Annotated in this window: 21 protein-coding genes; 6 read left to right on the top strand and 15 right to left on the bottom strand. The window is 63.6% G+C overall.

Going from position 1 to position 23,661, the window contains the following annotated elements:
- Positions 1–7 precede the first annotated feature (7 nt).
- The 10 genes from AC07VH_RS13285 to AC07VH_RS13240 form a co-directional block, all read right to left on the bottom strand.
- Complete coding sequence (locus AC07VH_RS13285; protein ID WP_494789070.1) at positions 8–1,186, bottom strand: CmpA/NrtA family ABC transporter substrate-binding protein; 1,179 nt, start codon at positions 1,184–1,186, stop codon at positions 8–10.
- Positions 1,187–1,343: 157 nt separating this feature from the next.
- Entirely contained in the window at positions 1,344–1,982 is a 639-nt protein-coding gene (locus tag AC07VH_RS13280; RefSeq protein WP_475417857.1) for an ANTAR domain-containing response regulator, read from the bottom strand.
- A 73-nt stretch (positions 1,983–2,055) separates the two neighbouring features.
- The gene (locus AC07VH_RS13275) at positions 2,056–3,555 is read right to left on the bottom strand and encodes a CoA-acylating methylmalonate-semialdehyde dehydrogenase (RefSeq protein WP_494789069.1); all 1,500 of its coding nucleotides are present in this window, start codon (positions 3,553–3,555) and stop codon (positions 2,056–2,058) included.
- A gap of 14 nt (positions 3,556–3,569) precedes the next feature.
- On the bottom strand, positions 3,570–4,367 hold the full coding sequence (iolB, locus tag AC07VH_RS13270) for a 5-deoxy-glucuronate isomerase (RefSeq protein WP_494789068.1): 798 nt from the start codon (positions 4,365–4,367) through the stop codon (positions 3,570–3,572).
- Complete coding sequence (gene iolE, locus AC07VH_RS13265) at positions 4,364–5,278, bottom strand: myo-inosose-2 dehydratase (RefSeq protein WP_494789067.1); 915 nt, start codon at positions 5,276–5,278, stop codon at positions 4,364–4,366. Before iolE ends, iolB begins: the two co-directional genes overlap by 4 nt.
- Positions 5,279–5,280: 2 nt before the next feature.
- The gene (gene iolD, locus AC07VH_RS13260; RefSeq protein ID WP_494803989.1) at positions 5,281–7,110 is read right to left on the bottom strand and encodes a 3D-(3,5/4)-trihydroxycyclohexane-1,2-dione acylhydrolase (decyclizing); all 1,830 of its coding nucleotides are present in this window, start codon (positions 7,108–7,110) and stop codon (positions 5,281–5,283) included.
- Positions 7,107–9,053, bottom strand: a complete 1,947-nt coding sequence (locus AC07VH_RS13255) for a bifunctional 5-dehydro-2-deoxygluconokinase/5-dehydro-2-deoxyphosphogluconate aldolase (RefSeq protein WP_494789575.1) — start codon at positions 9,051–9,053, stop codon at positions 7,107–7,109. Before AC07VH_RS13255 ends, iolD begins: the two co-directional genes overlap by 4 nt.
- 8 nt (positions 9,054–9,061) lie before the next feature.
- Entirely contained in the window at positions 9,062–9,847 is a 786-nt protein-coding gene (locus AC07VH_RS13250) for an ATP-binding cassette domain-containing protein (RefSeq protein ID WP_494789574.1), read from the bottom strand.
- Positions 9,848–9,850: 3 nt separating this feature from the next.
- A complete protein-coding gene (locus tag AC07VH_RS13245; RefSeq protein ID WP_475416882.1) occupies positions 9,851–11,020 on the bottom strand; it encodes an ABC transporter permease in 1,170 nt (389 codons plus the stop codon).
- 139 nt (positions 11,021–11,159) lie between these two features.
- Entirely contained in the window at positions 11,160–12,209 is a 1,050-nt protein-coding gene (locus tag AC07VH_RS13240; protein WP_070218091.1) for a sugar ABC transporter substrate-binding protein, read from the bottom strand.
- Positions 12,210–12,468: 259 nt separating this feature from the next.
- Here AC07VH_RS13240 and AC07VH_RS13235 point away from each other — a divergent pair, with 259 nt between their 5' ends.
- Genes AC07VH_RS13235 through AC07VH_RS13225 form a run of 3 tightly spaced genes read left to right on the top strand, consistent with a single transcriptional unit; the run spans position 12,469 to position 15,380 of the window.
- On the top strand, positions 12,469–13,335 hold the full coding sequence (locus AC07VH_RS13235; protein ID WP_326457795.1) for a MurR/RpiR family transcriptional regulator: 867 nt from the start codon (positions 12,469–12,471) through the stop codon (positions 13,333–13,335).
- Entirely contained in the window at positions 13,328–14,320 is a 993-nt protein-coding gene (gene iolG, locus AC07VH_RS13230) for an inositol 2-dehydrogenase (RefSeq protein WP_494789577.1), read from the top strand. Before AC07VH_RS13235 ends, iolG begins: the two co-directional genes overlap by 8 nt.
- Positions 14,321–14,357: 37 nt before the next feature.
- Positions 14,358–15,380, top strand: coding sequence for a Gfo/Idh/MocA family oxidoreductase (locus AC07VH_RS13225; protein ID WP_494789573.1), 1,023 nt, complete (start codon positions 14,358–14,360; stop codon positions 15,378–15,380).
- Positions 15,381–15,395: 15 nt separating this feature from the next.
- On the opposite strand, the gene AC07VH_RS13220 is transcribed toward AC07VH_RS13225, so the two are convergent.
- Both AC07VH_RS13220 and AC07VH_RS13215 read right to left on the bottom strand, forming a co-directional pair.
- The gene (locus tag AC07VH_RS13220; RefSeq protein WP_494789572.1) at positions 15,396–15,743 is read right to left on the bottom strand and encodes a helix-turn-helix domain-containing transcriptional regulator; all 348 of its coding nucleotides are present in this window, start codon (positions 15,741–15,743) and stop codon (positions 15,396–15,398) included.
- The gene (locus tag AC07VH_RS13215) at positions 15,700–16,065 is read right to left on the bottom strand and encodes a type II toxin-antitoxin system RelE/ParE family toxin (RefSeq protein WP_475416885.1); all 366 of its coding nucleotides are present in this window, start codon (positions 16,063–16,065) and stop codon (positions 15,700–15,702) included. Before AC07VH_RS13215 ends, AC07VH_RS13220 begins: the two co-directional genes overlap by 44 nt.
- A gap of 237 nt (positions 16,066–16,302) precedes the next feature.
- Here AC07VH_RS13215 and AC07VH_RS13210 point away from each other — a divergent pair, with 237 nt between their 5' ends.
- Positions 16,303–17,520, top strand: coding sequence for a hypothetical protein (locus AC07VH_RS13210; RefSeq protein ID WP_494789571.1), 1,218 nt, complete (start codon positions 16,303–16,305; stop codon positions 17,518–17,520).
- Between the two features lie 16 nt (positions 17,521–17,536).
- Here the strand turns inward: AC07VH_RS13210 and AC07VH_RS13205 are convergent, their stop codons facing one another.
- From AC07VH_RS13205 to AC07VH_RS13195, 3 genes are read right to left on the bottom strand one after another with little or no spacing between them, the layout of a single operon-like run.
- On the bottom strand, positions 17,537–19,000 hold the full coding sequence (locus AC07VH_RS13205) for an ATP-binding protein (protein WP_475416887.1): 1,464 nt from the start codon (positions 18,998–19,000) through the stop codon (positions 17,537–17,539).
- On the bottom strand, positions 18,993–19,706 hold the full coding sequence (locus AC07VH_RS13200) for a response regulator (protein ID WP_475416888.1): 714 nt from the start codon (positions 19,704–19,706) through the stop codon (positions 18,993–18,995). Before AC07VH_RS13200 ends, AC07VH_RS13205 begins: the two co-directional genes overlap by 8 nt.
- On the bottom strand, positions 19,681–21,009 hold the full coding sequence (locus tag AC07VH_RS13195; protein ID WP_494789570.1) for an ABC transporter substrate-binding protein: 1,329 nt from the start codon (positions 21,007–21,009) through the stop codon (positions 19,681–19,683). The genes AC07VH_RS13200 and AC07VH_RS13195 overlap by 26 nt, the downstream gene beginning before the upstream one ends.
- Positions 21,010–21,364: 355 nt before the next feature.
- On the opposite strand from AC07VH_RS13195, the gene AC07VH_RS13190 reads away from it, so the two are divergent.
- A complete protein-coding gene (locus AC07VH_RS13190; RefSeq protein WP_494789569.1) occupies positions 21,365–22,630 on the top strand; it encodes an ABC transporter substrate-binding protein in 1,266 nt (421 codons plus the stop codon).
- 111 nt (positions 22,631–22,741) lie between these two features.
- A complete protein-coding gene (locus AC07VH_RS13185) occupies positions 22,742–23,656 on the top strand; it encodes a carbohydrate ABC transporter permease (RefSeq protein ID WP_475416891.1) in 915 nt (304 codons plus the stop codon).
- The last annotated feature ends 5 nt before the right edge of the window (positions 23,657–23,661 follow it).

Below are 23,661 nucleotides of genomic sequence, written 5' to 3'. Positions count from 1 at the left end.
TCTCCAGTCAGAAAAAGTGGCCGATGGCAAACGATGCCGCATACGCTTCCGGCGCGCTGCCGTCCCACACGACGCCGTCGCACAGGGTCGAGCTGCGCATGGGGGCCTTTGGCACGGGCGTGGCCGTCATCTCCGCCGCCTGGCGGTACAGGTCGATGCGGTTGACTTGCCTTGCCACCGCCAGGTAATCGGGTTCGTCGCGCAGCAAGCCCCAGCGCCGGTGCTGGGTCATGAACCACATGCCGTCGGAAAGATACGGGAAATTCACGGCGCCATCGCCGTAGAACTTCAAGCCGTGCGCCTCGTCCCACGTCTTGCCCAGGCCATCCTGGTAATGACCGAGGATGCGCGGCGCCAGCGTTTCCTGCGGTGTATTCAAATAGGCGGGCTCGGCCAGGGTGGCCGCCATGGCCAGCCGGTTGGCATCGCTGGCGTCGATCCAGCGGCCCGCCTCGAGCACGGCGGCGATCAGGGCGCGGCAGCTGTTCGGATGCTGCTGCGCAAACGCGGCGCTGGTGCCCAGCACCTTGCCCGGATGGTCGGGCCAGATGGCGCCGCTGGCGGCGGCCGTCACGCCCACGCCATCGACGATGGCCTTGTAGCCCCACGGTTCGCCGGCGCAAAAGCCATCCATCTGGCCCGCGCGCAAGGCGGCCACCATCTGCGACGGCGGCACCGTCATCACGCGCGCGTCGCGCAGCGGATCAATGCCATGCGCGGCCAGCCAGTATTGCAGCAGCATCGCGTGGTTGCCGGTCGGAAAAGTATGCGCGAACGCAAACGGCCGCGCCGTAGCGCGCATATGCCGCGCCAGGGTGGGACCATCGTGGGCGCCCTCGCGCGCCAGCGCCGCCGACACGGTGACGGCCTGGCCGCTGTGATTGAGATTCATCAGCACGGCCATGTCGCGCTGCTGCCCGCCGATGCCCATCTGCACGCCATACACGAGGCCATACAGCACGTGGGCCGCATCGAGTTCGCCATTGTTCAGTTTATCGCGTACGCCGGCCCACGACATCTCGCGGCTCAGTTCGATCTTGATGCCGTGTTTCTCATCCAGACCCAGCTTCGACGCCATCACCAGCGAGGCGCAATCGGTCAGCGGCAGATAGCCGATGCGTATCGTGTGTTTTTCCGGATGCAGGGGGCGCATCACGTGGGCATTGGTGCCCGCTTGCTGTGTCATACCGTTCCTTGCTGATAAGTACTGTTTTGCCGCGCCGCCGTGGACAAGGCCAAGCACCTCCAGCAGCAAGGAGCGTGCCCGTGCATGCCCGGTTCGTGGCGGCTGAAAACGCACCGCGATGGTGCATTGCACCAGCATGTGTCAGGAAATGCGCCATTCATCCCAGCAAGTCCTCCACGTCGAGGATGCGCTGGGCAATTTCCGCCAGCTTGAGTTTCTTGTTCATGGCCATGCTGCGCAAGCGCTGGTAAGCCTGCTCTTCCGTCAAGCCGTGATGCGTCATCAGCAGGCCCTTGGCCCGCTCGATCACCTTGCGTTCAAGCAGCTTGTGCCGCGTGTCGTGCAATTCGGCGCGCAATTTTTCTTCCTGGCGGAAGCGCGCCAGCGCCACGTTGAGCACAGGTTGAATGCGCTCGGCATGCAAGCCGGCCACGATGTAGGCGGACACGCCGGCCGCCATGGCCGCGTCGATGCTGGCCGTGGCGCCGTCTTCCGTAAACAGCACGATGGGGCGGCGCTCGTCGCGCGTGGCGATGACGATGTGTTCGAGCACGTCGCGCGCATCCGATTCGGCGTCAATGATGATGAGATCAGGCTGCAACTGCGCGATGCGCTCGGGAAGGTAGAGGTCGGCTGGGAGGGAGGCGACGATGTCGTACCCCGATTCCAGCAAGCCGATGCGCAAGGCATTGCCGCGCTGCACCTGGGCAGCCAAGGCCGCATTCTCGTGCACGCCGTGCTCGACAATAGTGTTGACGACGACGATGCGCAAAGGCTGGGTACGGCTGGACGTCATGGGAGCGATCTGCAATGGCTAAACACAACCATTGCAGTAAGCAAGAAACGAACCAGCCGGTTTTACAGCGGGATTACTTCAGGGTCGGCATGGCAAACTCGGCCCCGGCCGCCGTCGAGGCCGGCCAGCGCTGCGTCACCGCCTTCTGCTTGGTATAGAAACGCACCGATTCCGGCCCGTGCGCATGGTGGTCGCCGAACAGGCTGCGCTTCCAGCCGCCGAAGCTGTGGAAGGCCATCGGCACGGGGATCGGCACATTGACGCCCACCATGCCGACCTGCACCCGGTGCGTGTATTCGCGCGCCGTGTTGCCGTCGCGCGTGTAGATCGCCGTGCCGTTGCCGTATTCATGCGCATTGACCAGGTCCAGCGCGGTGGCAAAATCGGGCACGCGCACGATGCACAGCACGGGGCCAAAGATTTCTTCCTTGTAGATCGTCATCTCGGGCGTGACGTGGTCGAACAGGCTGCCGCCGAGGAAAAAGCCGTGCTCATGGCCGGGCAGGACGAAGCCGCGCCCGTCGCAGATGAGCTTGGCGCCCTCTTCCACACCTTGCGCGATATAGCCGGCGATCTTCTCCTTGTGCACCTGCGTCACCACGGGCCCCATCTCGGCCGACAGATCCATGCCCTGCGTGATCTTTAACGCCGCGATGCGCGGCACCAGCGCTTCCACCAGCTGGTCCGCCACATTGCCGACCGCCACGACGACGGAAATGGCCATGCAGCGCTCGCCAGCCGAGCCAAACGCGGCGCCCATCAGGGCATCGACCGTCTGCGGGATATCCGCGTCGGGCATGACGACCATGTGATTCTTCGCGCCACCCAGCGCCTGCACGCGCTTGCCCTGCGCGCAGCCCGTCGCATAGATGTATTCGGCGATCGGCGTGGAACCGACGAAGCTGACGGCGCGCACGTCCGGGTGGTGCAGCAAGCCGTCGACGGCTTCCTTGTCACCCTGCAGCACATTGAAGACGCCGTCGGGCAAGCCCGCGTCCGTCAGCAGCTGCGCCAGGAGCAGGCTGGCCGACGGGTCGCGTTCCGACGGCTTTAATACAAACGTATTGCCGCAGGCAATGGCCATCGGGAACATCCACATCGGCACCATCACGGGAAAGTTGAACGGCGTGATGCCGACACAGACGCCCAGTGCCTGGCGGATCGACCAGGCATCGATGCCGCCGGCCACCTGCTCCGAATACTCTCCCTTCATCAGTTGCGGGATGCCGCAGGCAAACTCCACCACTTCGATGCCGCGCGTCACTTCCCCTTTCGCATCCGTGAACACTTTGCCGTGCTCGGCCGTGATCAGGGCCGCCAGCTGGTCGGAATGTTCTTCCAGCAACTCTTTAAATTTGAACATGACGCGGGCGCGGCGCAGCGGCGAGGTTTGCGACCAGGCGGGAAACGCTGCATGGGCGGCGGCCACGGCCGCGTTCAGTTCGGCAGGGGTGGCCAGCGCCACCTTGGCCGTCACGGCGCCCGTGGCGGGGTTGAAGACGTCGCTCGTGCGCTCCGAGCGCGAAGCCATCGGGTTGCCACCAATAAAGTGGCCGATCATCGGGGTCGTCATTGTCTTGTCCTTGGTTATTTCGTCATCAGCCAGTCATGGGCCGGGTCGTTTTTAAAATGCCACACGCGTTTCGGGCCTGCCATCACGTTCAGGTAATAGCCGTCATAGCCATACGGCACGGTGACGGGGTGGTAGCCGCGCGGCACCATCACCACGTCGTGGTTTTCCACGGCCATGGCTTCGTCGATGGAACGGTCATCCGTATAGACGCGCTGGTAGGCAAAGCCCTGCTCCGGGTTCAGGCGGTGGTAATAGGTTTCTTCCAGCGAACTTTCGGTTGGAATATTGTCGCTGTCGTGCTTGTGCGGCGGATAGCTCGACGAGTGGCCGGACGGCGTGACGACTTCCACCACCAGCAAGCCGTCCGCGGCTTCCGTCTGCGGCAGGATGTCGCACACATAACGCGTGTTGGCGCCCTGGCCGCGCACGGAGCGCGTCATGCTGGCCGGTTCGATCAGGCGCGCCGGACGGTGAGTCGTGGCCGGCGCGCTGCACAGGGCCACCTCGGCGGCGCTCACGGCCGTGATACGCACCGTGGTTTCCAGCGGCACATACACGGCGTAGGGCGAGACGTCCTCGAAGACGCTGGCGCGCTTGCCGATGGCTTCCCAGACTTGATCGCCCGCCTGCACCGTGACCGTGCCCGTCAGCACGACGAGGCACAGTTCGCGGCGGCCCGTCTCCAGGCTCAGCGATTCGCCGGCCGCCAGGCGGTGGGCAGCAAAGCCCACGTGCGTCCAGCCGGCGGATGCGGGCGTGACTTCCACAATCTTGCCGCCGGCCTTGCCTGCTTTGACTAACAGCGGGCTCATGCCGCCTCCCGGCCCAGTCGGGGGATGGCATCGACCAGGCGCGCCAGGTAATCGTGGCCCATCTTCGCGTATGCGTAGCTGGGCGCGACGGCCGGGTCTTGCTCCGCCTCCACCACCAGCCAGCCCTCGTAGCCGTGCAGATACAAGCGCGTCAGGATGGCCGGGAAGTCGATGCTGCCGTCGCCCGGCACGCTGAAGGCGCCATTGATCACCGCCTGCAAAAAACTCCAGTGGCCGTTGCGGGCCAGTTTCACCACATTCGGGCGCACGTCCTTGCAATGTACGTGGCAAATCCTGTCGATATGTTTATTTAACACCGCCAAGGCATCGCCGCCGGCAAAGGTGATGTGACCCGTGTCGAACAGCAAACCGACCTCGGGACCCGTCAGGACCATCAATTGGTCCACATCGGCCGGCGTTTCCACATAGGCGCCCATGTGGTGGTGATAGGCCAGGCGCACGCCGTGCGCCAGCAAATGGGCGGCAAAGGCCGTCAACTTGTCGGCGTAGTCCTGCCACTGCTGCTGCGACTGGAAACGCGGGCGTTTATACAGGGGGCGCGCTTCGCCCTGGATGGCGTCGGCCACTTCGCCGTAGACCATGACGGTGGCGCCGCTGTCGGCCAGCAGCCGCAAATGCGGGCCAACGGAAGCGATCTCGTCTTCCACCGAGCGCTGCGCCAGGCGTCCCGAATACCAGCCGGAGACGCACGCCAGGCCATACTTGCCCAGCACGGCGTTCAGCGCCGGGGCATCCTTGGGAAACTTGTTGCCCAGTTCAAAGCCCACGTAGCCGATCTCGGCGCCCTCTTTCAAAGCCGTCTCCAGCGGCGTCTCGCCGCCCAGGCTCGGTAAATCGTCGTTCATCCACGAGATCGGGTTGATGCCGATGCGTACATTCCAGGTAGTCATTTTCAATTCCTTTGTTTCAGGCGATCGTTTTCATAACGGGTACGCGCAGCTTGCACGCCGGACTGGGTGGAGACCTCGGGCACGGCCACTTCCCACCAGCAGCCGCCCTCCTGCGTCGTGCGCGTGTCGTCCGTGTCGATGCAGATCAGATACGTGCGCGAAGCTGCCCGGGCACGCAGCATGGCCTGTTCCAGTTCGGCAATCGAGCCCACATGTTCGGACAGCGCGCCCAAGGATTGCGCATGCAGGGCGAAGTCGATGCGGGGGGCGCTGTCGGGCAGCATATTGTTGAACGAAGCATTGCCGCAGGCCTGTTGCAGGCGGTTGATGCAACCATAGCCCCGGTTGTCGAGCACGACGATGATGAGTTTTTTGTCCAGCATCACGGAGGTGGCGATTTCCGAATTCATCATCAGATAGCTGCCGTCGCCCACCATGACGATGACTTCCGAGTCAGGCTTGGCCATCTTGACGCCGAGGCCGCCGGCGATTTCATAGCCCATGCACGAGTAGCCGTATTCCATGTGATAGCCGCCCGGCGTGCTTGTCCGCCACAGCTTGTGCAGCTCGGCCGGCAGAGTCCCTGCCGCGCAGACGACGATGTCGCGGGTGGTGGAGTCAAGTGAAGAGCGCTGCACGGCGCCGATGACTTCGCCGTCGTACGGTAAGCCGGCCACTTCCCGCTTGCCGGTGATCGCCAGCAAGGTGGCGCGCCAGGCATGCGCTTCCTGCTGCGCCCGCTCCTGCCACTGGCCCGCGCTGTGCCAGCCATCCAGCCGCCGCGACAGTCCCTGCAAGCCAAGCGTCGCGTCCGCCTGTACACCCAGGCCCCGGCGTTTCAGCGCATCAAAGCTGTTGACGTTCAGGCTGAGCAGTTGCGCCTGCGCAAACAGGGAGTTGGACCCCGTCGTGAAATCCTGCAGGCGCGTGCCGATGGCCAGCACCACGTCCGCGTCCGCCGCCAGCGCATTCGCGGCGGGCGAACCGGTGACGCCGATGGCGCCCAGCTGCAAGGGATGGTCCCAGGGCAAGCTGCTCTTGCCGGCCTGGGTTTCCGCCACGGGAATGCCATGCCGTTCGGCAAACGCCTGCAGGGCGGCGCCGGCCTGGCCGTACAGCACGCCGCCGCCGGCGACGATCAGCGGCTGTTTCGCGTTTTTCAATAGCAACACGGCCTCTTCCAGCTCCTGCTCGACGGGCGGCACGGCACGGAAACGCACGCTGCGCGGTTCGAAAAAATCGGCCGGATAGTCATACGCCATCGTCTGCACGTCTTGCGGCAACGATAAGGTGACGGGACCGCAGGCGGCCGGGTCCGTCAAGGCGGCAATGGCGCGCGGCAAGGCCGTGAGCAATTGCTCCGGATAGACGATGCGGTCGAAATAGCGTGATAAAGGTTTAAAAGCGTCATTCACCGAAACGCTGCCGTCCGTGCCGTCTTCCAGCTGCTGCAAGACCGGGTCCGGCGCGCGCGAGACGAACACGTCGCCGGGCAGCAAGAGCACGGGCAAACGGTTGACGTGCGCCAGCGCGGCGGCCGTCAGCAGGTTGGTGGCGCCGGGACCGATGGAACTGGTCACCGCCAGCATGCGCCGGCGCATGTGGGCTTTCGCATAGGCGATGGCCGAGTGCGCCATCGCCTGTTCGTTATGGGCGCGGTAGGTGGGGAACACATCCTGGTACTGGTACAGCGCTTCGCCCATGCCCGCCACGTTGCCGTGGCCAAAGATGGCGAAGGCGCCGCCGAACAAGGGTTCGCCGTCCTCGGTGCGCAGCGCGGACAGATAGCGCACCAGCGCTTGCGCCATGGTCAATCGGATCGTGGCGCTCATGCGGCACGCTCCAGGCGATTGCGCGTGCGCTGCCACAGACCAATCAACTGCTCGAAATTGGCGCGCACGGCGGCGATCAGGCCCGCATCGTCGAGTTCGCCGGCCAGCCAGCGGCGGCTCGGTTCCTGGAAGATGGTGCGGCCCACCATGAAACCCTTGCAGGTGCTGCTGGCACTGGCCTGCTCAAAACTGTCGGCCAGGGCGGCGATGGGCGCGTTCAGGCCAAGTAATACCACGCCACGGCAATACGGATCGCGTTCATGCACGAGGGCATCGATGGCTTGCCATTGCTGGGCCGACATGCTTTCCAGCTTCCACCATTCGGGGTAGATGCCCAGGTTGTACAGGCGCTTGACGGCGCGCAAGACCGTGTCTTCACTGTGCGGCAAGGCTTCCGACGGTATGACTTCGAGCAACAGTTCGTGACCGCTCACTTGCGCCGCATCGTACAGGGCCTTGATCTGCGCTTCCTGTTCCAGGCGGTTTTCCACGGCGTCATCCGGGTGCAGCTGCACCAGGCACTTGATCACGTGTTCCTTCGGCCAGCTGAGCAGGTGTGAACCGATGGAGCGGCCCCAGTCGAATTGCAGCGGGTTCGATCCCGGCAATTCCACGGGACGGCCTATCCACCAGCCGCGCCCCGTCGCATCGTTGAGCGCATCGACGCCATAGCGGCCATCGATCAGCACGCCCGTCTTGCCGGCCAGTTGCAAGGCCGTTTCCGTCTGCGCCACGGCTTGCACCATCAATTGCTTCAAGGCCGCAATGGCCGCTTCGGGCGCGCCGGTTTGTTGCGCCAGTTCGAAGAATTGCGTACGGTGGTCGAAGGCGAACACGCACAGTTCATTCCACTGCGGGCGCGCCACCGTCGTGCGATGCAGGCGCGACAAGGTGGCATCCTGGTCCGGCTGCGTCAGTTTGGCCGCATTGGCCAGGAAATAGTCGAGCTCGACGGGCGACGGCATGGCCGGTGCGCAGCCGTGGCGCGACACGACCAGGGCGCCGCAGCCGTTCGCGTAGCGGCAGCACGCCTCGTAATCCTCGCCACGCAGCCAGCCTTTCAGGAAACCGGAAAGAAAAGCGTCGCCCGCGCCGAGCACGTTCAAGACTTCCACGCGCACGCCGCGGTAGTTATACGCGTCATCCAAACTGGCCGGCACCACGTTGCCGATGATGGCGCTGCCCAGCGGCCCGCGCTTGACGACGAGCGTGGCCAGGGTGGCGGCCCGCACGGCGCGCAGGGACGCCATGATATCAAAGCCGCCGCCGGCGATCATGAATTCCTCTTCCGTGCCGACGATCAGGTCGAACTGCGGCAGGATGGCCTGCAAGTGGCGGGTCACGCCTTCGTTCGAGACGAAACGCGTTTCGCCGTCCGCCTTGCCGGACAAGCCCCACAGCACGGGCCGGTAATCGATGTCGAGCACGGTGCGCACATTATTGGCGCGCGCCAGCTGCAATGCCTGCGTGCTGACGGCGTGCATGGCGCTAGTCGAGAAATGCGTGCCGGTGATTAATAAGGCTTTGCTCGATGCAATGAAGGCCGCATCCACCGACGATGCGTCGATGGCCATGTCGGCGCAATTTTCACGGTAAAAAATCAGCGGGAAGGTGTCCTTGTCCTTGATGCCCAGCATCACCAGCGCCGTCAGGCGGTCGCGGTCAATGCCCACATGGCTGACGTCGCAGCCCTCCTGCGCCAAGGTCTCCGTCAAGAAACGGCCCATGTGGTCGTCACCCACCTTCGACAGCATGGCCGACTTCAAGCCCAGCCGGGCCGTGCCGAAGGCGATATTGGCGGAAGAGCCGCCCAGGTATTTGGCGAAACTGGTCGCGTCTTCCAGGGGGCTGCCGATCTGCTGCGCGTACAGGTCCACCGCCAGGCGGCCCAGGCAGATCACGTCCAGCGCCCGCCCCTGGGCAAATTGTGTGGAATTATTCATGGCTATCCTTAAATCGTGACACCGTCGAGTTCACTCATCAGCGTTTGCATTTCCGCACCGCCCGCCATCATGTCCAGCAAGGCATCCTTGGTCACCGTCTCCTTGGTGAAGGTGCCCAGCGACTTGCCCCGGTTCAACAACGTGAACGAGTCGCCCACCGGATACGCATGGTGCACATTATGCGTAATAAAGATCACGGAAATGCCCCGCTCGCGCGCCTTGTAAATCAGTTTCAGTACATTGAACGATTGCTTGACGCCCAGGGCCGCCGTCGGTTCATCGAGGATCAGCACGCGGGCGCCGAAGTGGATGGCGCGGGCGATGGCCAGGCACTGCTTTTCGCCGCCCGACATGGTGCCGATGGCCTGATGCGGGTCGCGCACCATGATGCCCATCTCGGCCAGCTTGTCGCGCGCCGTGTCGGCCGCATAGTCGATATCCATCACGGGAACCAGGCCCAGCAGCTTTTTCATCGGCTCGCGGCCCATGAAGAAATTGCGCGCCACGGACAGCAGCGGCACCAGCGCCAGATCCTGGTAGACGGTGGCCACGCCCATGTCCAGCGCTTCGCTGGGCGAATTGAAGACGACGGGCTTGCCATCGACCAGGTATTGCCCATCGGTGGGCTTGTGCACGCCGGCCAGGGTCTTGATCAAAGTCGACTTGCCGGCGCCGTTGTCGCCCAGCAAACAATGAACCTCCCCCTCGCGCAACCGCATGGTGATGTTTTGCAAGGCCAGCACGGAGCCGAAGCGCTTGCTGACATTTTCCAGGGCAAGAATATATTCGCTCATGATTTATCTCGCTTCCGTGACGCGTGAGCGTACAAAGTTATTGAACAGCACCGCGATCAGCAGCATCACGCCGAGGAATACGCGGAACCAGTCCGAATTGATGTTGGTATAAGTGATGCCGATCTGCACCACACCGAAGATCAGCGCGCCGAAGCAGGCGCCGACGACGGAACCGTAGCCGCCCGTCAGCAAGGCGCCGCCGATGACGGCCGCGATGATGGCTTCGAATTCCTTTTGCATGCCCCGGTCGGCGGCGGCCGAACCCACGTCGCATACTTGCAAGGTGGCAAACAGGCAGGCGCAGAAGGCCGTGAAGACGAACAGCGAAATTTTCACCTTGCGCACCGGCACGCCTACATTCTTGGCCGCGTTGGCGTCGCCGCCGACGGCAAACATCCAGTTGCCGAAGCGGGTACGCGACAATACGAATGCGGCGCCGGCGGCCAGCACCAGCCACCAGGCGATGACTTTCGGCACGCCTTTCACCAGCGGCGAGCCGTCGTCGAGCACGGCGATCCAGCCATGCGCGCCCAGCCACTGGAACAGGCCGGTGGCGACGTTGCCGTGGAACAGCAGGCTGGCCAGCCAGTCCTGCGCCGCCAGATCGCCCACGCCGCTGACGATGGTGCGGTTGGCGAACATGATCGACAGGGCCAGGGTCAGGCCGCGCAGGATGAACAGGAATGCCAGGGTGACGATGAACGATGGCAAGCGCGTCTTGATGACGATGTAGCCGTTGAGCCAGCCCAGCGCCATGGAACCGGCGAAGGCGAACAGGATCGCGGCCCACAATGGCCAATGGAAATAAATCGTCGGGATGGCGATCATCATGCCGGCAAAGCCGATCATGGAGCCGATCGACAGGTCGAATTCACCGGCGATCATCAACAGGCAGGCGCCGATGGCGATGATGCCCAGGTAGGACGCCACTTGCATCCAGTTGACGACGCCATCGAGGTTGAACATGCCGGAATCGCCGGCCGTGATGACGAAGAAGGCAAACACGAGCACCGCGCCGGAGATCGAGGCGAACTCGGGGCGGCCGAAAAACCGTTTGACCCAGCTGGTCGTGCCCACACGCTCGTCGGCGGCGGCAACTGGCTTGCTGGAGGCGCCCGGAGGCGGAGGAGGATACTTGCCGGGGCTAGCCAGGCTGGATTTGAGCGCAGTCATACGAAGTCCTTTCAGTGATACTTGTTACCAATTCCGATTACTTTCCTGCCGGCATCGCTGGCGCCAGGCGTGTTGCTCCCATGCGCCGCCCGCGGGAGGCGGTGCGGCGCTGGGCAACTCCTGGTGGCGACTGGGTGGCTTAGCGGTATTGGCCGGCGTACTTTTCGACCTTGGCGATGTTTTCCTTGGTCACGAAACCGGGGCCGGAGCTGATGTGGCGCGGGCCGTAGATGGGCGTCAGGCCGTATTCCGCCAGGCGCGCCTGATATTTCGGATTGGCGATCAGGATTTCCTTGACCTTGGCCAGGTCCGTGATTTTTTGCTGTTTCATGATGGCCATCACGGCGACGGGAATGTAGCCTTGCAGGTAGGGCTGCTGGTCGATGGCGAACTGGATGCTGCCATCCTTGATGCCCTTGGCGATTTCTTCCGACAAGTCGAAGCTGGCGAAGTACATCTTGCCTTTCAGGCCCAGCTTCTCGACGGCGCGCATGGCGGCCGGCGCCGAATCCGGTCCCAGCGCCAGCACGGCCTGGGTCTTCGGATTGCTGCGCAGATAGGCGCTGACCTTGCTTTCGATCACGCCAGGGTCGACGCCATTAGTGTCGAGCGTGGACGCTTTGAAATCGACGCCGAGCGCATCGGCAAAACCGCGGCAGCGTTCGAACGACGATGCATTCATCGCATAGTGATTCACGCACACGAACGATTTGATGCCCGCTTCCTTGGCCCGCTTGCCGGCGCCCAGGCCCGCGTCATACTCGGGCTGGCCCACGTGCATGATGGCTTTCAACTGTTCGCTTTGCGCCAGGGTGCCCGAATTGATGGTCACGAGCATGATTTTCTTCGCCACGACCGTGCCCAGCGGCTTTTGCAGCACGCTGAAATCGGCGATGTCGGCGATCAAGCCATCGTAATTGCGCGCGGCCGATTGCTCGATCAGGCGCGCCATGTCGGCCAGGTCGCCATTCGGCGGATTGCGGTAGTCGACGGACACGTTGAAGTCCTCGCCCGCTTGCTTGATGGCGTTCTTGATGGTGTTCCACCAGGAATCGGAGTCCGGCGCATGGCTGACCATGACGAATTTCTCGCCGGCAGCATGGCTGGCGCCCGTGCTCAATCCCAGGCTCAGGCCCAGGCTGGCGATGGCCAGGCACTTCATCAAACCCTTGCTTTTATTGCTATGCATGAATGTCTCCTAGACGGATTAATTTTTATAGTTGCGAGCTTTTATGAAGGGTGTCACCGGCCTGGCCTTGCGGCACGCGAACCGATGCACTGCGCACAGCTTAGGCCACAAAAAAGACAAATGCAATAAAATTTTCAAAATAAATTTAAATAGAAATTCGTTTCTATTTTCAGGATTCCCTCCTATAATTCTCGCCAGAACCAGCCGCACGGAATTGATACGTCATCGCGGCCCAGCAAGCACACCGAGGAAAAAAATCATGGCAGCCACCGCCCCCATCGAACAGCTGATGCAGCACATTGCCGCCGAGTACGACAACCTGTCGCGCCAGTTGAAAGTCATCGCGCAATACATCGAAAAGCACCGCGCCAGCCTGATGCTCGAGCGCATCAGCGACATCGCCGCCGCCTGCGACGTGCAGCCGTCGGCCATCGTGCGTTTCGCGCAGCGCTTCGGCTACACGGGCTTTTCCGAAATGCAAGATGTGTTCCGCCAGGCGTACACGGACCAGGCCGGCGCCACGCCCGACTACCAGCAGCGCATCCGCAAGCTCATTTCCACGCGCGACGCGGCCCTCAGCGCGGGCGACCTGACGCGCGAATTCGTCGGCGCCAGCCGCGCCGGCCTCGACGACCTGGCCGCCGGGCTCGACGACGTGCAACTGGAAGCGGCCGTCAACCTGCTGCTCAAAGCGGAAAACATCTATGTGATCGGCGTACGCCGGTCCTTTCCGATCGCCTCCTACATCGCCTACGCGCTGGAACACACGGACAAGCGCGTGCACCTGATCAGCGGACTGGGCGGCATGCACCGCGAACAGATGCGCAGCGTGCGCGAACGCGATGTGGCGATCGCCATCAGTTTCTCGCCTTACGGCAAGGAAACCCAGCAGTGCATCAAGGCGGCGCAAGACAAGGGCGCCAAGGTCCTGGTGATTACCGACAGCAAGCTGGCCCCGCTCGCGCGGGCCGCCGACGCGCTGCTCACCGTCACCGAGGGCAGCGCCTTCGCCTTCCGCTCGCTGACCAGCACCATCTGCCTGTGCCAGGCGCTGTTCATCGCGCTGGCATACAAATTAGAGCTCGACATCGAAGAAATCCACACCCCAGGAGAACATGATGATTGAAGTAGCGTTGTTCGGCGCCGGACGCATCGGCAAAATCCACGCGGCCAACCTGGCTGCCCAGCCCGGCGTGCAGTTCAAGTACGTGGTCGACGTCAACCAGGAAGCGGCGGCCGCGCTGGCCGGCCTGCATGGCGGCAGCAGCGCCACGGTGGAAGCGGCGCTGGCCGACCCGGCCGTCAAGGCCGTCGTCATCGCCTCGAGCACGGACACCCACGCGGACCTGATCCTGCGCTCGGCCGCCGCCGGCAAGGCCATCTTTTGCGAAAAACCCGTCGATCTGACCATCGACCGGGCGCGCGCCTGCGCCGCCGCCGTCAAGGAAGCCAAGGTGCTGTGCATGCTGGGCTTCCAGCGCCGCTACGATCCCACCTTCAATGCAGTCAAGACACGGATTGAGGCAGGCGAAATCGGTACGCCGGAATTGCTGGTCGTCACCAGCCGCGATCCCGGTCCGCCACCCGTGAGCTACATCAAGGTGTCGGGCGGCATCTTCAAGGATATGCTGATCCACGATTTCGACATCTTCCGCTGGATACTCGACGATGACGCCGTCAGCGTGCACGCCACGGGCAGCTGCCTCGTCGATCCGGCCATCGGCGCGGCGGGCGACCTCGATACGGCCGTCGTCACCATCCGCACGGCCAAGGGCCGCTTGTGCCAGATCAATGCCTCGCGCCGCGCCGCCTACGGCTACGACCAGCGCTTCGAAGTGCTGGGCAGCGCCGGCATGCTGCAGGCGGGCAACCACAAGCCGACGGAAGTGACGGCCTATGGCTCGGTGAACGTCAGCGTGGACAAGCCGGAAGATTTCTTCCTGGAACGTTATCGCCATGCTTACGCGCAGGAAATGGCGCATTTCTTTGACGCCCTCACCCACGGCACGCCGCTGCGCACCACCGTCCACGATGGCTTGAAGGCACTGGAACTGGCCGAGGCGGCGACACTGTCGTGGCGCGAGGGTCGTGTTGTAAACCTCGTGTCGTGACCCTGTAAAAATACAAAAACAAGATACTGGAGACCACATGTCATCCCCAACATTAAAAGTCGGCATCGTCGGCCTGGGCCGGCTGGGCCAACGCCATGCCATCAACCTGGCGCAGCGCGTGCCGAACGCGCAAGTGGTGGCCGCCTGCAGCCCCGTGCCGGCCGAACTGGACTGGGCCGCCAGCCAGCTCGGCATCACCACCGGCTATGCCGACTACGACGCCCTGCTGGCCCACCCGGGCCTGGACGCAGTGTTTCTCGTCACGCCCACCTCGCTGCATGCGGACCAGATCATCGCCGCCTTGCGCGCCGGCAAGCACGTGTTTTGCGAAAAACCGCTATCGCTGGACCTGGCCGACTGCCTGAAGGTGGAAGCGGAAGCGGCGCGCCACCCGCAGCTGACCATCATGATCGGTTTCGTGCGGCGCTTCGACGCCAGCTATCATGACGCGCAGCAAAAGATCGCACTAGGGCGCATCGGCAAGCCGTATCTGGTGCGTTCGCAAACCTGCGACCAGAACGACCCCAGCGGCGCCTTCATGCGCTTCGCCCCCACCAGCGGCGGCATCTTCCTCGATTGCAGCGTGCACGATATCGACCTGGCGCGCTGGCTGCTGGGCAATCCCGTGCCCAAGCGCGTGTATGCGAGCGGCACCAACGCCATCCACACGGGCTTGCAGGCCTTCGGCGACGTCGACAACGGCCTGGCGACGGTCGAGTTCAGCGACGGCAGCATGGCCAGCTTCATGGCGTCGCGCACCATGGCGCATGGCCACGAAACCCTGACGGAAGTGTTCGGCACGGGCGGCCGCCTGGCTGTGGGCAGCAATCCGCGCCTGAACCGCGTGGAAATTTCGGATGCGCACGGCGTGCGCAACGAGTGCACGCCGGACTTCTATGCCCGCTTCGCCGACGCCTTCCTGATCGAGGCGCAGGAGTTCACGGATGCGGCACTGGGCCGGCGCACCTTGTCATTGACCTTGCACGACGCGACGGAAGCGACGCGCATCGGCCTGGCCATGACACAAGCCATGCGCGAGGCCCGGCCCGTGGAGTTTTAAGCGCACGCGGTGGACTCAGGCGGCCGGCGCGGGAAATGGACGTTCGGGCTGCCTGGGTTCCACGGCCAGCCGCAAGCCCATGGCATCGAGGATGGCCGTCAAGGTGCTCAGCGAGGGATTGCCCTCGGGCGACAGGGTACGGTACAGCTGAGTGGGATTAAGCCTGGCCGCCTGCGCCACGGCCGGCACGCCGCCAAAGGCGCGCGTCAGCTGGCGCAGCACGGCCAGCAGTTCGCCGTGGTCGCCATCGACGAGGATATTGTTGATCAATTCGAGGGCGAGTTCGGGATCGTCGCGGTACAGTTCAGCCATCGCCTCGTCATGCGAGCGGTCTCTCGGTGGTTTGCTTAGTTCCTCTTTCATGTCCTCTCTCCTTCCAGTCGTGCCAGCAGGCACAAGCGTATTCGATATCTTTCGGCTGCGTGCGCTTGTCGCCTCCGCACAGCAATAAAATGATCTGCTCCCCGGCAATGGCGTAATAGATACGGTAACCGGCTCCCACATCGATCCGTAACTCCCACACGCCGTCATGGCAGAACTTGTGGTCGCCAAAATTGCCGGGAATCATACGCAGCACGCGCCGGGCTATGGCCACCCTGGCCGTAGTATCGCGCTGGCGTTTCAGCCATTCCGTGTATAAATCCCTGCCCGATGACGTCAGATAGTGCCGGATCTCGACCACCATATTCGTCCATAAACGAAGGAAGATCAAGGAGAAAGTCACGTGGTTGCATAAAAAAGAAGACCACGCCATCTTGCGGCGAAACCGCATGACGCAGGGGCCGAATGCCGGGATCACTGATGTATATCAAGATGCGTTTCCCCAGTTACTGTAGAGAAATGATGTGACGCGTACACGCCTCACGCGCATGCCATTGCGCTATACAATAGGCGCTGCCCAACCGCGAAAAACCCTGCCGCCATGACGAACAACGACAGCAACTCCCCTCCCCTTGCCGACGTGGCCGAACGCTACGTCAAGCTGGTCCTGGCCATGGGCCAGCATGATGCGTCGTATGTCGACGCCTATTACGGCCCGCCCGCCTGGCAACAGGAAGCGGCAGAGCGGCAACAGGGTCTGAGCGATATCCAGGCTGCCGCGCAGGACGCACTGGCCCTGCTGGCTGGTGACGCCTCCTTACGCGCAGTCAACCTGCGCAAGCAATTGCAGGCCGTGCTGGCCAAGGCGGACATGCTGCAGGGATCGCGCCTCGATTTCGATACACAAAGCGCGCGCCTGTACGACGCCGTCTCGCCCCATCACAGCCGCGCGTACTACCAAGCACTGGTGGCGCAGATCGACGCCCTGCTGCCCGGCGGCGGCACGGTCAGCGCACGCGTGAATGCCTTGCGCGCGCAACTCGTCATTCCCGCCGACAAGCTGCGCGCCGTCATGGAGGCGGCCATCCGCGCGGGCCGCGAGCGCACCTTGCAGTACATCGCCCTGCCCGAAGGCGAAGATTTTATATTGGAATTCGTCACCGACAAGCCCTGGAGCGGCTACAACTGGTACAAGGGCAACTACCAGAGCGTGATCCAGATCAATACGGACTTGCCCGTGTATATCGATCGCGCCGTCGACCTCGGTTGCCACGAAGCGTATCCGGGCCACCACGTCTACAACGTGCTGCTGGAACGCGACCTGGTGCGCGGCAAGGGCTGGATGGAATACTGCATCTATCCCCTGTATTCGCCGCAATCCTTGATCGCCGAAGGTACGGCCAATTACGGCATCGAACTGAGTTTCACGGAGGCGGAAAGGCTGGACTTCGAACAGCAGGTGCTGTATCCGCTGGCCGGCCTCGAGCCAAAGCTGGCGCCCCGCTACGCGCAACTGAACCAGCTGCTGGCCAGACTCGGCTACGCCGACAACGACATCGCGCGCCAGTACCTCGAAGGCGGCATCACGCGCGAAGAAGCGCTGGAATGGCTGGTCAACGTGCGCCTGTATCCGGCCGAAAAATCCGCGCAGCGCCTGCAGTTCTACGATGCCATGGGCGCGTACGTCATCAATTACAACCTGGGCCAGGACATGGCGAAAGCCTATGTCGAGCGCCAGGGCGCGACGCGTGCCGCCCATTGGGCCGCCTTCCTCGACCTGATGTCCTCGCCCCGCGTGCCCAGCGCGCTGCTGGCCTGACGCTGCCGCCGGCGCCTCACTGGGCCGGCAGGCGGATGGTCGCTTCCAGGCCGCCGTCGCGGTGGTTGGCCAGGGTCAGCTCGCCGCCGTGGGCCTGGACGATGCTGCGCGCAATGCCGAGCCCCAGCCCCATGCCATGCGCATTCTGCTCGCGGCCATGCTCCAGGCGCACATACGGCTGGAACAGGCTGGCGAACGCCTCTTCGGCCACGCCGGGGCCGTCGTCGCGGATGCGGATGACGATATGCCCTCCTTCACGGCACGCCGACAGGTGGGCCGTCTTGCCATAAAACAGGGCATTGTCGAGCAGATTCCCGATGGCGCGCTTCAGGGCCAGGGGCTTGGCCTTCACGCTCAAGCCCGTCTCCGCGTAATGCACCTCGTGGCCAGCCAGTTGGGTCCCGCGCACCATGCGCTGCAGCAAAGGATCCAGGCGCACCTCGGTGGCGTTTTCATGGATGTCGCTATCCTTCACGCATTGCAGCGCCCCCTTGACCATCATGTCCAGCTCGTCGAGGTCGTCGTGGAATTCATTGCGCTGCACATCGTCGTCGAGCAGTTCCGTGCGCAGTTTCAAACGCGTGATGGGCGTGCGCAAGTCGTGCGAAATCGAGACGAACAGCCGTTCGCGGTCTTCCAGATAGCGCTGGATGCGTTCGCGCATGCCGCTGAAGGCGCGCGCCGTCTGCACGAACTCGCGGCTGCCCGTCTGCGGCAGGGGCGGCGGCGTCTCGCCGCGGCCAAACGCTTCGGCCGCATCCGACAGGGCCGCCAGCGGCCGCGTGGTCCAGCGCACGACGAGGATGGACAGCAGCAGCACGGCCGCCAGCGACAATGCCTGCAGCAGCACCCGGTCCAGGGTCCACGGATTACTGCTTTGCAAGAAATACGGGTTGGGCATCAGTGCCGCCAGGTACAGCCAGTTGCCCGGCTCCAGCTCGGCCTGGATCACGAGGACGGGCGCGGGATTCGGTTTCAGCAGCAAGATATGCTGGACCCAGTTTTCCGGCAAGTCGCCGATGTGCGCACCGCTGTCGGCCACCACCAGGTCGCTCGGCCAGGCGAAGCCCACGCGGTAGCCGGCCAGCTGCGGCAAGTCGCTCTTCAGCGCCGCGCCCACCGTGGCCACCACCGTATCGGCCAGCGCGTGCGGTGCGATTTCGCGAATGGCCAGCGGCCCCTGGTTGACGTTGACAAAGAAGCGCGTGCCGCCCATCTCGCGAAATTGCTGAATCAGGATGGGGCGGTAGTTGGCCGGCAGGCTGAGGAAGAAACGGATGGTGCTGGCGGCGCTGCGGGCCAGGTGCTGCGACGCCATGCGCGCCTCCACCGCCGAGTCGCGGCGCAGCTGCGCGGCCCAGATCAGGTTACCCACCAGTTGCGTGGCCAGCACACCGGCCACCATCACGACGGACAGGCGGCCCAGCAGCGATGGCGGCAGCAGGCGCTCGAGCAGACGGCGCGCGCCCCGCTCAGGCATGCGCACTGCTCACGTCGGCCGAAAACACATAACCGGCACCGCGCACCGTCTTGATCAGCACGGGTTGCTTGCCATCATCCTTCAGGCGCAGGCGCAGCCGGCTCACCTGCACGTCGAGCGAGCGGTCGAGCGGCCCCGCGTCGCGCCCCCGCGTCTGTTCGCACAGCACGCTGCGGTCGAGGATATCGCCCGGATGTTCGACAAAGTAGCGCAGCAGCTGGAAATCGAGGCCCGTCAGCTGCAGCGCCTCGCCATCGGCATCCGTCACCGTGCGTTCCAGCGTGTCGAGCGTGAACCCCACGAAGCGGTAAAAGCGGGGCGGCGCGGCCGCGTCGATGCCCGTGCGGCGGTGGATGGCCTTGATGCGCGCCAGCAATTCACGCGGACTGTAGGGCTTGGCGATGTAATCGTCGGCGCCCAGCTCCAGGCCCACCACCCTGTCCGTCTCGTCGGAGCTGGCCGTCAGCATGATGATGGGCACGTTCGAGCGGGCGCGCACCACCTTGCACAGGGCAAAGCCGTCCGTGTCGGGCAGCATCACGTCGAGGATCACCAGCGACAGGCTATCGACGTGGCGATGGAATTCGGCCAGGAAGGTGGCGCCATCGTGCGCCAGTCCCACCTCGTACTGGTTCTTTTCCAGGTAGGCCTTCAGCAGCATGCGGGTCTTTTGATCGTCGTCAACGACCAGGATTTTGCGTGACATGGTCTCGTCCTTTTTTATTCAGCGCCTGCAACATGCTGCCGATGCGGCGCTGGGCGTCGGCCGCGCTGATCGTCTCGTCCAGGAAATAGCGGTGCACCTCGGCGATGATGGCGTCCTTGCTGGTTTCATCGGTGGCCATGCGGTGCACGAGGCTGGGCGCCTGGAAGGCGGCGCCGCGCGCGAACGCCTGCGCCGAGGCGCGCCCACAGCTGTCCAGGCGCGACAGGTCGGCCTGGCGCAAGGCGGGAATCGAGCCCTTTACCTGGCTGTACTCGAGCTGCACGGACGGCGAAGCGACCACCTGCGCCAGCTTTTCCTGCGCGCCCTGGTGCGTGTAGTCCGAAGCGAACATGGCCAGCGTATCGATGCTGTACAGGTGATATTCGCCCGTGTCGGGCGCGGCGGCGCAGCCGAAGACCTCGTCCGTGGCGCGGCCCCAGGCGTTCAGCTCGCCCTTCGCCCAGTCGCCCATGATATACATGGCCGCCTCGCCATCACCGACCTGGCGCGCCATCTCGGGCCAGCCCTGTTCGCGCAGCGGCGCCGCCATCCATTGCTTGAGTGACCTCAAGCGCTGCAAGGCGTGCCGCAGGCGGGGGTCCGCATACGCCTCGGCTTTCTTGTCGACAAACAGGGCGCGGTAGTAGGCAGGTCCCGATTCGGCCAGCACCAGCGTCTCGAACAGGGTGGCCACTTGCCACGCCTCGCTGCTTTGCGCCAGCGGCGTGATGCCGGCCTGGCGCAGCGTGGCGGCCACGCGCTCGAAGTCGCTCCAGCTGCGCGGCACGGCCAGGCCCAGGCGCTGGAATATCCTGCGGTTGTAAAACAGGGTATTGATGCGGTGGATGCCGGCCGGCACGCCCATCGTATGGCCGCGGTTCTGCAGCAGGCCCCACACGGTGGGATACATGGTCGCGCGCCAGTTGTTGCTGGCGGCAACGCTGTCGAGCTGCAGCAGCAGGCCCAGGTCGCTCCACTCGCCCAGGGTGTAGCCGATCAGCTGCATGACTTCCGGCGAATTGCCGGCCAGCACGCGGCTCTTCAGCACCTTGCCCGCGCCGACGCCGGCGCCGCCCGCGATACCCGCGTCGCGCCACTCGACGCCTTCCTGCGCCAGGCGCGCCACCAGCACGTCGGCCGCGCGGCGCTCGCCGGTCGAGGTCCACCAGTGCAGCACTTGCAGCGGCTCGGCCCGCACGGGCACGCCGGTCCACATCAGTGATAGCAGTGCCAGTGCCGCCACGCCGCGACGGCGGGCGGCCCCGGCATGGAGGTCGGCGGTGCTGCGCGGTGGCGTCTTCAATGCTGTCCCCTTGTTCTTGTCGCGACAAACTATAGCCCAACTACAAAACAGCAGGTTGGTAATTTAGTACCTTGATTTGTAAAGAAATGTGAGCTTTTGTTGCCCGATCTTGCGCGGCGGCTAAACCACCGCTGCCGCCTGACGCCCCGCGCGGCGCGCCATGGCAGCGGATGACGGTAAGGAAAGGTAAGCAAGCGCACCTGCGCATTTCAATATTATCCTTTGAAATCAACAAGATAAGAGACGATCGCCAGCGCAATGCCGGGAGCTGGCGTCACATTTTCCCCGATGCTACTGTCCGCCAACTGCAGCGTAACAGGCAGTCAAACAAGACCAACACCAACAAGGAGACATCATGCGATTGCATGCACAAGGCGGCGTGGCCGCGCGCAACACATTGCTGGCACTGCTGCTGGCCAGCGGCACGGCACAGGCGGGCACGCTGACCATCGAAAGCTGGCGCGTGGACGACAAGACCCTGTGGGAAACGGTGCTCATCCCCGCCTTCCAGAAAAAACATCCGGGCATCGAGATCAAGTTCTCGCCCACCGCCCCCACCGAATACGATTCCACCCTGAACGCGCGCCTGAGCGGCGGCACGGCCGGCGACTTGCTGGCTTGCCGCCCGTTCGACGTCTCGCTGGCCCTGTACAAGCGGGGCCAGCTGGAAAAGCTCGACGGCAAGGCCGGCATGGACAACTTCCCCGTCTCGGCCAAGGTGGCGTGGCAGACGGACGATGGCAAGGACACCTTCTGCATGCCGATCGCCTCCGTCATGCATGGTTTCCTGTACAACAAGAAAATCTTCCGCGAACTGAAACTGCAGCCGCCGGCCACGGAAGAGGAATTCTTCAAGGTACTGGAAACGGTCAGGAAGAGCGGCAAGTATGCGCCGCTGGCGCTGGGCACGGCCGACCAGTGGGAAGCCAACCAGGTGGTGTTTACCAGCATCGGCGCCAATTACTGGAAGGGCGAGGATGGCCGCAAGGCGCTGATCGCCGGCAAGGCCAAGTTTACCGATCCGCAATTCGTCGCCGCCTGGGAATATGAAGCCCGGCTGGGCAGCTATCTGTCCAAGGGCGCCAGCGCGCAAACCTATGGCGACAGCCAGAACCAGTTCGCGCTGGGCAAGGCCGCCATCTACCCGTCCGGCTCCTGGGACATCGCCTACTTCAAGCAGGACCCTGAGCTGGAGCTGGGCGCCTTCAACCCGCCCGTGCGCAAGGCGGGCGACAAGTGCTATATCTCGGACCACACGGACATCGGCATGAGCGTCAACAAGAAGTCGAAGAACAAGGAAGACGCCTACAAATTCCTCGCCTGGCTCGGTTCGCAGGAATTCGCCGACATCTACACCAACAAGGTGACGGGCTTCTTCTCGCTGTCGAACCATTTGATTTCCATCAAGGATCCGCTGGCCAAGCAGATGAACGGCTGGCGCGCCAGTTGCGCCTCGACCATCCGTCTGAACGCGCAAATCCTCAACCGTGGCGAACCGAGCATGGAAAACGAACTGTGGAACGTCAACGCCCAGGTCTTGAACGGCAAGCTGGCACCGAAAGACGCGGCGCGCCAGATCCAGTCCGGCTTTGCCAAGTGGTACAAGCCGCAGCAGCAATAAATCCCCCCATCCTCCCCGCGCAACCGGCCCGAGCAATGCGATGCGGCAGCCGGTGGCACGGTTTTGCCGGCGGCCCCGCCGCCGGTGCTTTTCTTCGTCTGGAGTTTCGCCGTGAAAAAAGCTTTCCCATGGCACGTGCTCGTGTTCCTGGCCCCGGCGCTGGTCATCTACTCGCTGTTCAGCGCCTTGCCGCTGGCCGATACCCTGCGCCTGGGCCTGTACACGACCGATGAGGGCGGCCAGCACCATTTTGCCGGCCTGGCCAACTACGCCACCATCCTGTTCGACCCGCAGTGGTCGCAAAGTTTCTGGAATGCGATGTGGAACAACTGCAAGTTTTTTCTCATCCACATGCTGCTGCAAAATCCCATCGGCCTGCTGCTGGCCACCCTCTTCAGCCTCAAGGGCTTGAAGGGCGAGCGCAGCTACCGCACCCTGATCTTCCTGCCCACATTATTGTCCGTGGTGATCATCGGCTTCATCTGGCAGCTGATCCTGTCGCCGCTGTGGGGCGTGGGCCAGTCGCTGATGGATGGCGTGGGCATCGGCAGCTACTTCGCGCCATGGCTGGGCCAGGAATCGACGGCCCTGCTGACCATCGCGCTCATTTCTGTTTGGCAATACATCGGCATTCCCATGATGCTGATCTATGCGGCCCTGCTGGCCGTGCCCGAGGAAATCATCGAGGCGGCCCACGCGGAAGGGGCCGGCGCCATGCGCATCTTCTGGCAAATCAAGCTGCCGCTGATCTGGCCCACCCTGGGGCTGGTGACCATCCTGACGTTTGTCGCCAACTTCAATGCCTTCGACCTCGTGTATTCCGTGAAAGGCGCGCTGGCGGGGCCGAACTACGCCACCGACATCCTCGGCACCTTCTTCTACCGCACCTTCTTCGGCTACCAGGCCCAGCTGGGCAGTCCCACCATGGGCGCGGCCGTGGCCACCATGATGTTCCTCGTCATCCTCGCGGGCGTGGGCGTGTATTTCTTTTTCGTGCAGCGCAAGCTGACACGCTACGAACTGTAAGGGCC

It is taken from the genome of Janthinobacterium sp. GW821-FHT03C10, from assembly GCF_059420865.1.
Note: the sequence above shows the minus strand (reverse complement) of the source record. Positions and strands in the feature narration are given on the sequence as shown.

What these genes read in the sequence shown, in the direction of transcription:
- iolG (WP_494789577.1), top strand. Translation starts at nt 13,328, where the DNA reads ATGATTGAAGTAGCGTTGTTCGGCGCCGGACGCATCGGCAAAATCCAC.
- AC07VH_RS13200 (WP_475416888.1), bottom strand. Translation starts at nt 19,706, where the DNA reads ATGTCACGCAAAATCCTGGTCGTTGACGACGATCAAAAGACCCGCATG.
- AC07VH_RS13250 (WP_494789574.1), bottom strand. Translation starts at nt 9,847, where the DNA reads ATGAGCGAATATATTCTTGCCCTGGAAAATGTCAGCAAGCGCTTCGGC.
- AC07VH_RS13190 (WP_494789569.1), top strand. Translation starts at nt 21,365, where the DNA reads ATGCGATTGCATGCACAAGGCGGCGTGGCCGCGCGCAACACATTGCTG.
- AC07VH_RS13235 (WP_326457795.1), top strand. Translation starts at nt 12,469, where the DNA reads ATGGCAGCCACCGCCCCCATCGAACAGCTGATGCAGCACATTGCCGCC.
- AC07VH_RS13280 (WP_475417857.1), bottom strand. Translation starts at nt 1,982, where the DNA reads ATGACGTCCAGCCGTACCCAGCCTTTGCGCATCGTCGTCGTCAACACT.
- AC07VH_RS13245 (WP_475416882.1), bottom strand. Translation starts at nt 11,020, where the DNA reads ATGACTGCGCTCAAATCCAGCCTGGCTAGCCCCGGCAAGTATCCTCCT.
- AC07VH_RS13240 (WP_070218091.1), bottom strand. Translation starts at nt 12,209, where the DNA reads ATGCATAGCAATAAAAGCAAGGGTTTGATGAAGTGCCTGGCCATCGCC.
- AC07VH_RS13225 (WP_494789573.1), top strand. Translation starts at nt 14,358, where the DNA reads ATGTCATCCCCAACATTAAAAGTCGGCATCGTCGGCCTGGGCCGGCTG.
- AC07VH_RS13205 (WP_475416887.1), bottom strand. Translation starts at nt 19,000, where the DNA reads ATGCCTGAGCGGGGCGCGCGCCGTCTGCTCGAGCGCCTGCTGCCGCCA.
- iolD (WP_494803989.1), bottom strand. Translation starts at nt 7,110, where the DNA reads ATGAGCGCCACGATCCGATTGACCATGGCGCAAGCGCTGGTGCGCTAT.
- AC07VH_RS13255 (WP_494789575.1), bottom strand. Translation starts at nt 9,053, where the DNA reads ATGAATAATTCCACACAATTTGCCCAGGGGCGGGCGCTGGACGTGATC.
- iolB (WP_494789068.1), bottom strand. Translation starts at nt 4,367, where the DNA reads ATGAGCCCGCTGTTAGTCAAAGCAGGCAAGGCCGGCGGCAAGATTGTG.
- iolE (WP_494789067.1), bottom strand. Translation starts at nt 5,278, where the DNA reads ATGACTACCTGGAATGTACGCATCGGCATCAACCCGATCTCGTGGATG.
- AC07VH_RS13275 (WP_494789069.1), bottom strand. Translation starts at nt 3,555, where the DNA reads ATGACGACCCCGATGATCGGCCACTTTATTGGTGGCAACCCGATGGCT.
- AC07VH_RS13210 (WP_494789571.1), top strand. Translation starts at nt 16,303, where the DNA reads ATGACGAACAACGACAGCAACTCCCCTCCCCTTGCCGACGTGGCCGAA.
- AC07VH_RS13220 (WP_494789572.1), bottom strand. Translation starts at nt 15,743, where the DNA reads ATGAAAGAGGAACTAAGCAAACCACCGAGAGACCGCTCGCATGACGAG.
- AC07VH_RS13215 (WP_475416885.1), bottom strand. Translation starts at nt 16,065, where the DNA reads ATGGTGGTCGAGATCCGGCACTATCTGACGTCATCGGGCAGGGATTTA.
- AC07VH_RS13285 (WP_494789070.1), bottom strand. Translation starts at nt 1,186, where the DNA reads ATGACACAGCAAGCGGGCACCAATGCCCACGTGATGCGCCCCCTGCAT.